The following is a 14,358-nucleotide window of genomic DNA, read 5'->3' on the forward strand; positions in this document are numbered from 1 at the left end:
TAAGCGGGAACAAGATATGACCTGCATCCACCTGTCCACCTGTTAAAGGTTAAAGGGAGCCTGAAAACAGGACCCTGAGCATCTCCACACCCCACGCCACGCCAAACCCGGTCACTGGGCTTCCCACTGCGCCCAGCCCTTCCTTGTGATTGCTCGCGGAAAGGTCCATGTGCAGCCAGGGAACGTCATCCACGAAGCGATTGAGAAATCTGGCGGCGAGAATGTGATCGGCCTCGCCCTCCAGGGTGCACTGCCTGACATCGGCAATCTTGCTTTCCAGTTCGACATCATAATCGGCATCGAGGGGAAATCCCCAGACTCGTTCGCCTGTTACCCTCCCTGCTGCCAGCGCCTTCTGCATCAACTCTTCGCGATTGCTGAAAATGCCGCTGTAGCGCGATCCCAGCGCCACGTGCATGCTTCCTGTGAGTGTTGCGAAATCCATCATCATATCGGGCTTCTCTCTCGCTGCCATGGTCAGGGTGTCCGCGAGCACCATCCGTCCTTCGGCATCGGTATGGACGATCTCTACAGTAGTCCCATTGAGCGTCCTAATGACATCGTTCTGCTTGTAGGCATGCGGACTGATATGGTTCTGTGCGATGGCAAGCCAGCAATCGATATTCACGGGGAGGTTGACGCGGGTTGCAGCCAATAGTATGCCCAGGGCAACAGCGGAGCCGTTCATGTCCTCGTGCATGCCATGCATGTAACGTGCCGGCTTCAGGTTATGCCCTCCGGTATCGAAGCAGATACCCTTGCCCACCAGTGTGGCTGTCTTGTCCATTTTTTTCATCCGCCGCCGCACGTGCACTATGGCTGCGTCTTCGGGATCGCTCCCCTGGGCAACCGCGACAAAAGCGCCGGCACCCATCTCGCGCAGCGCTTTGACATCGAAATCCTGATAATCCCAGCCTTCCCTTGTCGCCAGTTCCTGGATGCGCTTGCGGTAGAGTCCCGGCGTCAGCTCATTGGGCGGCAATACTGTGAGTTCCCGCGTAAGCAGATTTCCTTCCGCCGTGGCTTTCAGCAGGGCAAAATTATCCGCTTCCTCGTGCCCGTGCAGCACGATTCGTTCGAGCCCGCGGTAGTTCTCATTTTTACCCGTTTTGCGCGATGGTAGTAATGAACCGTTGATCCATGCCGCGTAGAGTGCCAGTTGCGCCGCCATCCGCCTTTCACCGGAGTCGCCATAAACGGTAACGCTTATTTCGGAAGGACTTTCTTCCAGCAACAATTGCAAGGCTTTGCGCATCGATACTTGCTGCTCGAACACGGATTTGACCGGATCGATCCTCACCCATGCACATAATTCGCCACTCGCGAGATTGGCTGAAACCGGCGTTCCGCTGATTTCTTCCGCCTTCATTTTGCGCCGCGACAACAAGACACTCAGTAAATCTTTTCCGAAAAAATCGAGTTCATCCGATGGTTCGGCCCACGCTGGCAATACCACCAGGATATGAGTGACTTTGCCTGCGTCGTCAAGGGAGGCGAGGGGAGCATTTTTCTGGGTGAGCGCTGCAAGCATGAAAATCCCTCTATTCTGTTAGAATGAGACCTCGTCCATTATACGCGGGACGCTTCTTTTTACTAAATTCCATTCGCTGACGTTCACGACTTCGATGCGCCAGTACCTCGACCTGATGCAGCATGTTCTGGAGCACGGACAAAAAAAATCCGATCGCACGGGTACTGGCACGCTTTCTGTTTTCGGCTACCAGATGCGCTTCGACCTGTCTGAAGGTTTTCCCCTGTTGACAACAAAGAAACTGCACCTGAAATCCATCATTTATGAACTGCTCTGGTTTTTGAGAGGTGATACCAATATAAGGTATCTCAACGAAAATGGCGTTTCCATCTGGGATGAATGGGCGGATGAGAATGGTGATCTGGGGCCGATATACGGCCGCCAGTGGCGTTCATGGCCGGACGGGAAGGGAGGCCATATCGATCAGATCAGGCAGGTGGTCGAGCAGATCAGGAAAACGCCCGATTCCCGCCGCATGCTCGTATCGTCCTGGAATGTGGGGGAACTGCAGGAAATGAAGCTGGCGCCGTGCCACGCGCTGTTTCAGTTCTATGTGGCGGATGATAAGCTTTCCTGCCAGCTTTACCAGCGCAGCGCTGACATCTTCCTGGGTGTTCCGTTCAACATTGCCTCCTATGCTCTGCTTACGCTCATGCTGGCGCAAAGCTGTGATTTACGCGCGGGTGAATTCGTTCATACTTTTGGCGATGCGCATCTTTATCTCAATCATCTGGAACAGGCACACGAACAATTAGGGCGGGTCCCGAAAAAACTGCCTATCATGAAATTGAACCCGGCAATCGGGGATGTTTTCGACTTCCGGTATGAGGATTTCAACCTGGAAGGGTACGATCCTCATCCGGCAATCAAGGCACCCATTGCAGTATGACACCTCGACTCTCCGTTTTGGTGGCCATGGCGCGAAATCGCGCAATCGGTAATAACAATGCGCTTCCCTGGCGACTGCCGCACGACCTCAAGCATTTCAAGGAGCTAACGATGGGGCATCCCATCATCATGGGGCGCAAGACGTATGAATCCATCGGCCGGCTTCTTCCCGGTCGCACCAGCATCATTATCACGAGACAACCTGATTATGAAGTTCCGAGCGCACTGGTTGTCAGGTCCATAGGAGAAGCGCTGACCGCCTGCAGCCAGACCAAAAGCGGAAAAGAGGGGCGGCTCGATCAAGTGAACGAATGTTTCGTCATTGGGGGTGCAGATATATTCCAGCAGATGCTGCCGCTATGTGATCGTCTGTATATGACCGAGATCCACAGGGATTTCGAGGGTGACACGTATTTTCCGGAATTTGACAGGAATGATTGGTGGGAGGTTTCGCGCGAAGAGCACGTGGATGACAGCGGGTTGGAGTACCATTTTGTCACACTCGACCGCAAGGCAAGTCAACAGGAACAAGGCGCTCAGCGACTCGGAATTCTGAATCCCGGACTCTGATTTCTGACAAGCGTTAAGCGTTCCTTCAAAAAAAGTGGCGGGCCACAGATAACTGTGACCCGCCTTTTTTATTATTATTGTCCGGTTGCGCCGCCTGACCGTCCCGGAACCAGCTTGTCCAGAACCGTGCTGGCAAGCGGGAATCCTGATTTTATTGAGTTACAGGACGACCACCTCTGGCAAAGGAAATCCGTTGAAGTTACTGGCGTAGGCTGTAGTATAAGCGCCGGCATTGGGTATATAGATGAAATCACCTTCCTCAATATTCTCCGGCAGCAGTTCATCGCGCATGAGAATATCGACCGAATCACAGGTTGGTCCCGCTACAGACCAGGGGATGCTCGGTCCCGTGCGATCAGAAAGAATTTCATACCGCAAGCCTTCCGTGACCTCGATCACGCCACCAAAGACGCCTGCATCCCAATACATCCAGCGTTTGCCGTTACGGGTCGCCGTTCCTACTACGCGGCAGACAAAATAGGCCGCATCCGAGACGAGGTAGCGCCCGGGCTCAGCCATGATGCGAATGTTCTCCGGCAGGTTCGCAATCGCTTCGTTCACGACCTCACCGATAACTTCTATCGATGGAATGGGCTTGACATGCCGCACGGGGTAGCCGCCGCCGATGTTGAGCAAACGCGGTGACAATCCCGCCTGGCGCATGTCGGCAAATGCCTTGATTGCCCGCTCGATGCCGACCCGCCAATTCTGTGGATTGCGGCATTGCGAACCGACGTGAAAGGTCACTCCGGCAAGATCAGCCTGGAGGTTCGCGGCTTCGTCAATAATCTCCTTGATCTCGGCCACATGCGTGCCGAACTTGCCGGCAAGCGGCCAGTCACTCCCGATGTTAGGCGTATCTATCCGCAAATACAGTTTCGCATCCGGCTTCACGCTGACGATCTTGCGTAGCTCCTCGACACTATCCAGTACATACCACTCCACACCTTTGGCTGCGGCATATTCCAGGTACGCCCGGGATTTCATCGGATTACTGTAATAAATATCCGCGGCAGGCACATTCAGGCTGAGCAGGAGGTCAAGCTCTGAAATGGAGGCAATTTCAAATCCAACGCCTTCCTCGATCAGCGTTTTCAATACGCGTGGATCGGGATTGGCCTTGACCGCATAGTGTGGCTGCACACGCGGCATGGCTGCTTTGAATCTTCGGGCCTTGTTGCGGATGATATTACTGTCAACCAGCAGGAATGGCTTGCTGTAGCCCTGTTTGAGAGCTGCCTGAACGTGTTCAAAATCCAGGCTGACTTCGGGGTGGGTGTCGAATATTTCTTCTACTTCTACGGCTTGCCGTAGAGCGGTATTACGCATTTGCATGAGATCGCCCTTCCTTTTGAAGACGCTACGTTACGGGAGTATGGATATTTACCAGATCAGCCGTGATGAAGTAGTTTGCTTTGCCTGTCATGATGACCTCCTGTCCTTCGATTTGATAACGTAAAAAAAAGCGGATTATAGACTTGATTCCAGCGGAATCAAGCGTTTTTTTGAATGTGGAAGAGACCCTGTGTTTGCCCCGAAGTTCCTCCTGGACGTATCGTATTCACGCCATTGCGAATTTTGCAAGTAAGGAAAATACAGGGGGTAAAGTAGACAGTCAAAGTGACGCCTGGCCTTGCCCTCGGGCTGTCGATGGATCGAAGGTCGAATGGTGTTCAGGACAAGCCCTTCGATCCACTCGGGAGCTCGGGACAGGCTTGTGAAGGAAGTACCGGATGTGTTCAGATTTTTGGCAGTGTCACCCCATGCTGGCCCTGGTATTTCCCCCCCCTGTCCTTGTAAGAGGTTTCGCAGATCTCGTCTGATTCGAAAAAGATTACCTGGGCTACCCCTTCATTCGCGTAAATCTTTGCGGGAAGAGGCGTGGTATTGGAAAACTCCAGTGTAACGAAGCCTTCCCACTCCGGCTCGAAGGGAGTGACGTTGACAATGATGCCGCAACGGGCATAAGTGGATTTTCCGAGGCAAATGGTCAATACATTTCTCGGAATGCGAAAGTATTCAACTGTGCGGGCAAGCGCAAAGGAATTGGGCGGAATAAGACAGACGTTGCTTTTCACGTCGATAAAGGAGTTGGAATCGAAGTTTTTAGGATCCACGATGGCGGAGTTGATATTGGTGAACAGCTTGAATTCATCCGAGCACCGAATGTCGTATCCATAACTCGAAGTTCCGTATGAAACGATCTTGTGTCCGTCAGGGGCATGCTTGACCTGGTTCGGCTCGAACGGCTCGATCATGCCGTGTTCCATCGCCATCCGGCGAATCCACTTATCCGACTTAATTGTCATGTTGAAAGAAAGAATGCGAGGTGAACAGAATGTACAGGCGGGGGAAGACGGAAAGAGCGCAAACCGTCGCGCTCCCTTCCAGAGACCATCTTTCCATTTCCGGAATCAGGTATCCTCAACCACAATCCTGGCGAACAGCGCGGAATGGTCCAATGACAACTCGTCGATTTTCACGGCGAGGCGGCGGGCGATACTGCGATAAATTTCCGCTATTCGCCCGTCAGGCTCTGCAACAACTGTCGGATTGCCAGAATCGGTATGTTCGCGAATTTTTATATCGAGGGGCAGCGCTCCCAACAATTCCACATCGTAATCCCTGCACATTTTTTCCGCACCACCTGCGCCAAAAATATGCTCTTCATGCCCGCAGTTCGAGCAAATGTGCGTACTCATATTTTCGATGATGCCAATTATGGGAATGCCTACTTTCTGGAACATCTTCAATCCCTTGCGCGCATCGAGCAACGCAATATCCTGAGGTGTCGTAACAATGATGGCTCCTGTCACCGGCACTTTTTGCGCAAGTGTCAACTGGATATCGCCCGTTCCCGGCGGCATGTCCACAATAAGATAATCTATTTCCTCCCACCGGGTATCGATCAGCAACTGCTGCAGGGCCTGGGTAACCATGGGCCCGCGCCACACCATCGGTGTTTCCGCATCGATCAGAAGCCCGATGGACATGGCCTGAATGCCATGCGCTCTCATCGGTTCGATGGTCTTGCCATCGGGAGAATCCGGCCTGCCGGTAATGCCCAGCATTTGCGGTTGCGAGGGACCATAGATATCGGCGTCCAGTATCCCGACAGAAGCGCCTTCGGCAGCCAGGGCCAGCGCAAGGTTGACTGCCGTGGCAGATTTGCCTACTCCGCCCTTGCCGGAGGCCACGGCAATGATATTCTTGACTCCCGGGATGAGTTTTACCCCACGCTGAACTGCGTGGGAAACGATCTTGCTTGAAACATTGGCATTTACGCTGCCGACTCCCGGAATGGCTTTGAGCTTTCCAATCACCTGATCGCGAATATCCGCCATTACGCTTTTTGCGGGATAACCGAGCACAATATCCAGCGATACATTATTGCCCTCGATGACGACATTGCGCGCCTCGTTGGTGCTTATGTAATCCTTGCCCGTGGTGAGATCGGTAATTTCCCTGAGTGCGGCCAGTATTTGCTGTTCTGTGATAGCCATTTTTTGAACTCCTTTGATCTGGGGCTACTGATGACTCGAATATTAACAAATATCAAGGGTTCGCGAATCCTTCGAGGATGAGAACGGCCAGCGGTGCTTGCTCCTTTCTTCCATGCATGAAAGAAGGGCAGAGGAAAAACTCATGGAACGATGAATTGTGATAAATGAATCAGAATATGACCAGCCAGCTTTTCAAGGATAAGATCAGACGGAATGCTTTGACTCGGAAGTGCATCAGTCTGATATAATCACGCACGGCACTGGATATGCCAGAGTAGTTACCAGTCATAGCGCCCGTAGCTCAGTTGGATAGAGTACTTGGCTACGAACCAAGGGGTCGTGGGTTCGAATCCTGCCGGGCGCGCCAGCTTTTCCTAGTAAATTCAATCGCCTATGTGTTACAGCACTAGGCGATTTTTCTTTTTAGAATTACCAGTGCGGGAGTTTTGCGTGAATCAGTTCCGCACACTCTATTAGCTGCATCTATCAGTTCCCCGATCTCGGGCGCAGAGTAGTGACTCGTAATGTCACCGTTCTTGTGCCCCAATAACACCTTCCTTGTTTCGAGCGGCACGCCAGCAGATCGCAGTCTGCGGCCAAACGTGTGTTTGAGGTCGCGCACCCTGACATTTGCGAATCCTAGCGGCGCTCGGCGTACGTCTCTCTGCAAGAGCTGCTGGTAAAGGGTGTGCAGGAACCGCTCCGCGCTATTGCTGCAAAAATGGCAGAAGAAAAAGCAGCCGCCTAATAAGTTCGACGGGGCGCTGTGAGGCGTCCCCCTATCATGATTTTCCCTCTCCCTCTCGACCTGGACATTTTCGTGATCATTGGCGGGAGCGGTTGCGTCATCGCCATTTTCCGCATTTAAGCAAAATCTGCACAAAAACCAGGCGATTATAACGCCCTGTAATCGATTATTTTGGAGGAATTAAGGCATGGTTATAGGCTGGAACCAGATCGCAAAGGCGGGGCGGTTCTCGGCCTGATTGTCGTTGCAATTGTCGTGGTATGGATGGGCATCCACGCAATTCACGAGATGGCCGGAAAGTAGAGCGTGCAGAATGCGTGGCCAAGGAAAACAAGGCGCTTATCTGGAAACACCAGCAGCTCGAGGAAGCGAATGCCAGGAGTCTCGCGCTGATCGAGGCGAACTCAAAACTGAATGATAGGGTGAGCTACGACTTCTAGGCCGAACTGAAAACGATCTTTACGACCATGCCCTTAAAGCCCATCGCACCCGCATGAAACGGGACGAGTGTAGGGAGTGGGGATTAGGTATTCAGAAAATGCGGGAGGAGTGGGAAAGAGAGCAGAATTCCAATAGCAACGATGAAAGGACGTAGCTTAAGTCAGCAAAAGCCCCTCTGAAAAAGCGGTTGAAAAGAGAAAGGAACAGGGATTAGGATCAGACTCGGCACTATAGATAATGCCCTCAAGCAATTGATTGAACCTGATCTGGGGAGAATCAATCCTTCAATCCACCTTTCTGGAGCCTACAATGATAATCAAACATTGCTTCGAGGTCCGTGGCCTCATTCTTGCCACAACCCTACTTACCGGTCTCAGTTTCGTCACGCATGCCACTGCCGAACAGCATTCACTCCTTATTGATCTTGACAGTAAGCTAGTAGTCAATCTCGGAAGCCTGGGAGGAGGGGGCACTGTCGCTAGAGACATCAATGATGCCGGACAGGTGGTCGGCAGTTCGAGAACAATCCAAGGGGAGACTCATGCCTTTCTAACCGGGCCGAACGGAATGGGGATGAGTAGAGTGGATACGGATCCCTCGGAAAACTGGTCTGAGGCCGTCGGAATCAACAATGCTGGACAGGTTATCGGGAACTACCCATCTTACTATGTGGACCCAGAGCAGTGGTTTATGCGGGCGAGTTCTTTCATTACTGGTCCCAATAGTGAGGGTAGACAGTGGCTCGACTTCCAAGCCACCGGAGTTAACGATGCGGGGGTAGTAGTGGGATGGGATTTCCCCAAACAACCTTTTACGTCAAGTTGGTTAATTTATCCGGCTGCATATAGTGGTGTTTATGATGGGGGAACAGAAAGGATTAGTGGCTTGCTTTCGTTTGATTCTCAAGCCGAGTTGCTTGCAGTTAACAATTCCGGACAAGCCGTGGGAGTAGCCTCTGGCCATGCTGTTCTCGGTTCCCTCTACTACCCCAGTACACCCCCGGGACTTTGGACTGATATAGGGGCTTTGGCTGGAAATTACTCTAGCAAGGCTGTCGGGATTAATGAGGCAGGACAGATAATAGGTTCTTACGAAGCTAATGGCGTCTCCCATGCTTTCATAACCAATGCGAGCGCCACGGAGCTGATCGATCTGGGTACGCTAGGAGGCCTTGGCAGCGAGGCCCTTGGAATTAACGATATAGGACAGGTAGTTGGGTGGGCCAATACGGCGGACGGGAATCGGCATGCGTTTATTACCGGTCCCAACGGAGAAGGTATGATAGACCTCAATTCGTTGGTTCACCTGTCCGAAGGGGGCGTCCTCACCACCGCCATGGGTATAAATAATGAAGGGCAGGTGATTGTTCTTGCTATTCCGGAACCTGAAACCTACGCTCTAATGCTCGCAGGCCTGGGTTTGATCGGGTTTGTGGGATGGCGCCAGAAATCAGGAAGCAGGGTTTAGTGCCAACAGCTCGATGAGTGTAGAGAATGGGTGATAGGTATTCAGCAAATCGGCGAGCCTCACATCTCTGAAAACCGTTTTTACTGGAGAGAAAATCATGAAAATTACCCCTAGCTCTAAAATCCAGAGCCTGATGCTGGCGGCAGCCCTGACTATCGGACTTTGTTTTGTTTCCCCTGCGTCCGCACAGTACGTACCGTTATACTCGTACATCCTGGACATCAATAGCAAAACACTGACTGATCTTGGGACGCTGGGAGGAGATTCCAATTCTGCCTCTGACATCAATGACGCCGGACAGGTGGTGGGGGATTCACGCACGGCCGCAGGGGATTGGCAAGCTTTTATCACCGGTGCCAATGGCGTGGGCAAGACCCTTCTGGGGGGGCCTCTGCTGGCTGGGAATTACCTTTATACCGCTGCCATCAATGACGCGGGGCAGGTGGTAGGGGCATCCATCCCGACTGCTGGTGATCGGCACGCTTTTATCACCGGCCCCAATGGAGTGGGCGTGATCGATCTCGGGACGCTGGGTGGAGTTTACATTGCCAGTTCCGCCTCTGGCATCAATAACGCTGGGCAGGTGGTAGGAGACTCCTCCCCAGCCCCAGGCTCAGGTGCTTCGCACGCTTTTATCACCGGCCCCAATGGCGTAGGCATGACCGATCTCGGGACGCTGGGCGGAGATTATAGTGTCGCCACTGACATCAATGACGCCGGACAGGTGGTAGGGTATTCCACCACGGCTGCCGGTAATCGCCATGCTTTCATTACCGGTCCCAATGGCGTAGGCATGACCGATCTCGGGACGCTGGGTGGAGATGGAGTTGAATATGGCAGTGCTGCCAAGGGCGTCAATGACGCCGGACAGGTGGTCGGGTATTCCTGGACAGCCGCAGGTGCTCTGCACGCTTTCGTCACCGGCCCCAATGGCATAGGCATGACCGATCTCGGGATGACGCTAGGTGAAGGTACCAGTCAAGCCTTTGATATCAATGATGCTGGGCAGGTGGTGGGGAGATTCACCACGGCCGCAGGTTATGAGCATGCTTTTATCACCGGCTCCAATGGCGTGGGCATGACAGATCTCAATTCGCTGGTTGACTTGCCGGCGGGGATTGTTCTAGTGGCAGCTGTCGATATCAATAACGTGGGGCAGATCATTGCCCTCGCTACCACTATCCCCCCTATCCCCGAGCCTCAATCCTATGCCTTGATGCTCGCAGGCCTGGGCTTGATCGGATTCGTGGCATGGCGGCAGAAATCAGGAAGCAGAGTTTAATACCAATACGTTCGATGAGTGTAGAGAATGGGCGATAGGTATTCAGCAAATCGGGAAGTCCCAATCTCTGAAAACCGTTTCTTACTGGAGAGAGAATAATGAAAATGACCCGTAATTCCAGAATGCAGAGCTTGATTCTAGCGACAACCATAAGTATCGGATTGTGCTTTACTTCCCCTGTCTTCGCACAGCAGGATGTACGAGATGTAGGCACATTCATCCTAGACCTCAACGGTAAAGGTTTGATTTCTCTCGGGACACTGGGTGGAAGCGTCACTAAGGTTTATGATATCAATGATGTCGGGCAGGTGGTGGGAATATCCACCACGGCCACAGGTGAGCGGCACGCTTTCATTACCGGTCCCAATGGCGCGGGCATGACCGATCTCGGGACGCTGGGTGGCCCTTACAGTATTGCCACTAGCATCAATAATGCCGGACAAGTGGTGGGGGAGGCCTATCTGGACGTGCCGGGCCGTACCCACGCCTTCATTACCGGCCCCAACGGCGTGGGCATGACCGATCTTGGGCCACAGGGAGAATTTTGGAGTAGCGCCACTGGCATTAACAATGCCGGGCAAGTGGCAGGAAATAGGAATCCCTACGACCCATACGATTTCCGAGACCATCCCTTCATTACCGGTCCTAATGGTGTAGGTATGACCGATCTCGGGCCGCTGGGTAGAGTTTCTGCTGACGCGACTGGCATCAACGATGCTGGGCAGGTGGTGGGAACCTCCGACACGGCTGCTGGTGATCAGCATGCTTTCATTACCGGTCCCAATGGCGTGGGCATGACCGACCTCGGGACGCTTGGTGGAGTTAACAGTTTTGCTGCTGGTATCAATGATGCCGGACAGGTGGTAGGGGCGTCCACCACGGCTACAGGTGGGATGCATGCTTTCATTACCGGTCCCAATGGGGTGGGCATGACTGATCTCGGGCCGCTGGAAGCAAATAAGAGTTACGCCAATAGCATCAATGATGCCGGAGAGGTGGTAGGGGCGTTCGCTACGGCTACAAGTGGGATGCATGCTTTCATTACCGGTCCCAATGGGGTGGGCATGACCGACCTCAATTCGCTGGTTGAGTTGCCAGCTGGAACTTTTATATCGCAAGCCATCGGCATCAACAACGCGGGACAGGTCCTCATTGTTACCAGTACTCTCGTTCCCGAACCCGAGACCTATGCTCTGATGCTTGCAGGCCTGGGCTTGATCGGGTTTGTGGCATGGCGGCAGAAATCGGAAAACAGGATTTTTACTATACTATTCCCGGAAAACTAAATCTTTGTAAATCATAAGCATAAGACGTACCAAGAAGGAATTTTATAGTACAAATTGGGTTTTGTAAGCTATTGAAAATAATAATTTAATAACAGTTAAGCTAATCGGCTACGAACCAAGGGGTTGTGGGTTCGAATCCTGCCGGGCCCACCAATAATCAAGGGTTAGCGAAGCTTGCTAACCCCTTTTTTGCTATTCGCCACCTCGTTTACTATTCAGTGGCTTAACTCGCCCTGATTTGCGTCGATAAATTGCCTCGGTAATGTGGGCGTCAGAGTGCGAAAGCAGGGCGCGCGTATGCTCCAGGGACTCCGCACCAGACACGCATTTGGCACGCAAGTCGTGTTTCGTGAATCTTTGGTGTAACTGATTTCTTTCAATATTCGATCGACGAAACGACCCACATGCTGTCCCAGCCGTGGTATAGGCTCGTTTCCTCATCGATATAACCCTCCTCTTTTCGGCTGCAGAACAAGAACGGCGATAGTACAGGTCGTGCCTATTTTGCCATTTCCACCGCCTCCGACAGTGCGAACGTCGATCCTGAAGGAGGATGATCTGATTGGTTACGACTTCCAGGCCGAACTGAAAGCGATCTTTACGGCTACATGCTTAAATCCCGATTGCACCGGGTCAAACGGGACGAGTGCAGAGAGTGGGCGCTGGGTATTCGGAAGATGCGGCAGGAGCGGGAGAGGGAACAGAATTTCATTAGCGGCGATGAGGAGAGGTAGCATAACCTACGAAGAAGCCATGCTCAAAAAGCGGTTGAAAAGAAAAGAACAGGGATTAGGATTAGACTTGTAGCATGTTTAGTAACTTAACATACTTGATCGAGAGGTAAATCCTTCAATCTTTAACCCATTTTTCTGGAGCAAACAATAATGATCAACTATTGCTTCAATTTCCGCAGCCTCTTTCTCGCCATTGCCCTGATGGGTGGTCTGGGACTGGTTACTCACGCCACAGCCTCGCGCTCGTATAACTTGGACCTCAACACGATGACACCAATTCCACTAGATGGATTAGGCGGGGAATACACGAGTGTTATTGACATCAATGATGCAGGGCAGGCAGTGGGGGCGGCTTTAAGGCCCGGCGTCATCGAGTTGAGGGGCTTCATCACCGATCCCAATGCGATGTGGGCGAGCGAGATTGGCACGTTAGGCGGGTATTCGAGCCAGGCTAGTGGTATCAACAATGAGGGGCAGGTTGTGGGGGGGTCTGGGACTCGTGGAGATGGTACTCATGCCTTCATCACTGGCCCTGATGGGATAGGAATCAGAGATCTTGGCACGTTAGGCGGATATTTCAGCGGCGCTAATGACATCAACAATATTGGGCAGGTTGCTGGATATTCTTACACTGATGAAAATGAAACGCATGCTTTCATCACTGGTCCTGACGGGATGCGAATGAGAGATCTTGGCACGTTAGGCGGATATTTCAGCACCGCTAATGGTATCAACGATATCGGGCAGGTTGCTGGATATTCTTACACTGATGAAAATGAAATGCATGCTTTCATCACGGGTCCTGATGGGATAGGAATGAGAGATCTTGGCACGTTAGGCGGAAAATCCAGCGCCGCTAATGACATCAACAATGTCGGGCAGGTCGCCGGATATTCTTACACTGATGAAGGTGAAAAGCATGCCTTCATCACTGGTCCTGATGGGATGGGAATGAGAGATCTAGGCACGTTAGGCGGGCGATGGAGCGAAGCTCGTGGTATCAACAATGCGGGACAGGTGGTGGGAGAGTTTGAAGTAGGCAACGGCTACGAGCATGCGTTTATTACTGGTCCTAATGGCGAAGACATGAGAGATCTCAATTCGCTGCTTCACGTGTCCGGAGGGTGGATTCTTGCTAGTGCCGTTGGCATTAGTAACGACGGACATATTGTTGCTTGGGCGGTTCCCGAACATACTCTGACGGTTCCCGAGCCGGAGACCTATATTTTGATGCTCGCGGGTCTAGGCTTGATCGGGTTTGTGGCATGGCGCAAGAAACCAGAAGACAGGGGTTTCTGATGTACTATAGCCCAAATAGGAACTATTAAATCAAACGCATAAAGGGTATTGCCCAAAGATTTTATAGTACATTTCGTATCTTATAAGACATTGAAAGAAAATAAAAATAATGGTTAAGCTAATCGGCTACGAAGGGAGTTGTAGGTTCGAAGCCTGCCGGGCGCGCCAATTTTTATTAGTAAATTTAATCGCCTGTCGGCTGCGGTTTGTGCTAAGGCAATAAGGAAGAAAAGGCCCGGCGGTGAGCCGGGCAAAGGAGAGTCCACTACATCATAAACCCAAGTCTCAAAAGAAGGAGAAAGAGTCTGGGAGCGGCAGTGATGGTAGCTACTAACCGGATGGCTATCTTAGCTCAGCAGTAAAGCCTCGATCGGCCGATTAGAACCGGATTTTTGGTGCTTATTTTTGGCGCTTATTGACGGAGGAGTGGAGGGCAACAAAAAACCACCGAAACGAGTTGCCAGATAATAAGATACTTGATTCCCGCGCCCGTCAAATTGATGTAAATCAGTTATGAGGCATTCGAGGCATTCGTGAGTTCGAATGCGGAAACCACAGATGGTTATTAGTCGTTTTGGGCGACAACCAAGGCAGTGACAGAGTAGAGAA

The 14,358-nt window shown here is 52.1% G+C and carries 11 protein-coding genes and 1 tRNA gene; 8 read left to right on the forward strand and 4 right to left on the reverse strand.

What is annotated here, in order from left to right; all coding sequences use genetic code 11:
• Nucleotides 1-49: 49 nt before the first annotated feature.
• Nucleotides 50-1,531, reverse strand: coding sequence for a M17 family metallopeptidase (locus tag BMW46_RS02200; RefSeq protein ID WP_074704088.1), 1,482 nt, complete (start codon nucleotides 1,529-1,531; stop codon nucleotides 50-52).
• A 94-nt stretch (nucleotides 1,532-1,625) separates the two neighbouring features.
• Between BMW46_RS02200 and BMW46_RS02205 the strand changes: the two genes are divergently transcribed.
• Both BMW46_RS02205 and BMW46_RS02210 read left to right on the forward strand, forming a co-directional pair.
• Nucleotides 1,626-2,420, forward strand: coding sequence for a thymidylate synthase (locus BMW46_RS02205; RefSeq protein ID WP_074704089.1), 795 nt, complete (start codon nucleotides 1,626-1,628; stop codon nucleotides 2,418-2,420).
• Nucleotides 2,417-2,989 (forward strand): dihydrofolate reductase, encoded by a 573-nt coding sequence (locus tag BMW46_RS02210; RefSeq protein WP_074704091.1) that lies wholly within the window; start codon nucleotides 2,417-2,419, stop codon nucleotides 2,987-2,989. Before BMW46_RS02205 ends, BMW46_RS02210 begins: the two co-directional genes overlap by 4 nt.
• 159 nt (nucleotides 2,990-3,148) lie before the next feature.
• Here BMW46_RS02210 and BMW46_RS02215 read toward each other — a convergent pair whose 3' ends face one another.
• The 3 genes from BMW46_RS02215 to apbC form a co-directional block, all read right to left on the reverse strand.
• On the reverse strand, nucleotides 3,149-4,324 hold the full coding sequence (locus BMW46_RS02215) for a type III PLP-dependent enzyme (protein ID WP_074704092.1): 1,176 nt from the start codon (nucleotides 4,322-4,324) through the stop codon (nucleotides 3,149-3,151).
• 404 nt (nucleotides 4,325-4,728) lie between these two features.
• The gene (gene dcd, locus BMW46_RS02220) at nucleotides 4,729-5,298 is read right to left on the reverse strand and encodes a dCTP deaminase (protein WP_074704094.1); all 570 of its coding nucleotides are present in this window, start codon (nucleotides 5,296-5,298) and stop codon (nucleotides 4,729-4,731) included.
• A gap of 105 nt (nucleotides 5,299-5,403) precedes the next feature.
• Nucleotides 5,404-6,492, reverse strand: a complete 1,089-nt coding sequence (apbC, locus tag BMW46_RS02225; RefSeq protein WP_074704095.1) for an iron-sulfur cluster carrier protein ApbC — start codon at nucleotides 6,490-6,492, stop codon at nucleotides 5,404-5,406.
• Nucleotides 6,493-6,782: 290 nt separating this feature from the next.
• Here apbC and BMW46_RS02230 point away from each other — a divergent pair.
• The 6 genes from BMW46_RS02230 to BMW46_RS02265 all read left to right on the forward strand — a co-directional run bounded on the left by BMW46_RS02230 (nucleotide 6,783) and on the right by BMW46_RS02265 (nucleotide 13,749).
• Nucleotides 6,783-6,859, forward strand: a tRNA-Arg gene (locus tag BMW46_RS02230).
• A gap of 641 nt (nucleotides 6,860-7,500) precedes the next feature.
• Complete coding sequence (locus BMW46_RS15030; protein ID WP_143049070.1) at nucleotides 7,501-7,680, forward strand: hypothetical protein; 180 nt, start codon at nucleotides 7,501-7,503, stop codon at nucleotides 7,678-7,680.
• Between the two features lie 310 nt (nucleotides 7,681-7,990).
• Nucleotides 7,991-9,148: a PEP-CTERM sorting domain-containing protein gene (locus BMW46_RS02245; RefSeq protein WP_081355626.1), complete on the forward strand. Its 1,158-nt coding sequence runs from the start codon at nucleotides 7,991-7,993 to the stop codon at nucleotides 9,146-9,148.
• A 97-nt stretch (nucleotides 9,149-9,245) separates the two neighbouring features.
• Nucleotides 9,246-10,430, forward strand: a complete 1,185-nt coding sequence (locus BMW46_RS02250) for an HAF repeat-containing PEP-CTERM protein (RefSeq protein WP_074704097.1) — start codon at nucleotides 9,246-9,248, stop codon at nucleotides 10,428-10,430.
• 98 nt (nucleotides 10,431-10,528) lie between these two features.
• Nucleotides 10,529-11,716: an HAF repeat-containing PEP-CTERM protein gene (locus BMW46_RS02260; protein ID WP_081355627.1), complete on the forward strand. Its 1,188-nt coding sequence runs from the start codon at nucleotides 10,529-10,531 to the stop codon at nucleotides 11,714-11,716.
• Between the two features lie 884 nt (nucleotides 11,717-12,600).
• A complete protein-coding gene (locus BMW46_RS02265; RefSeq protein ID WP_256376921.1) occupies nucleotides 12,601-13,749 on the forward strand; it encodes a PEP-CTERM sorting domain-containing protein in 1,149 nt (382 codons plus the stop codon).
• Nucleotides 13,750-14,358: the final 609 nt, after the last annotated feature.

Origin of the sequence: Nitrosospira multiformis (genome assembly GCF_900111585.1) — a bacterium.
GTDB classification, from domain to species: domain Bacteria; phylum Pseudomonadota; class Gammaproteobacteria; order Burkholderiales; family Nitrosomonadaceae; genus Nitrosospira; species Nitrosospira multiformis_B.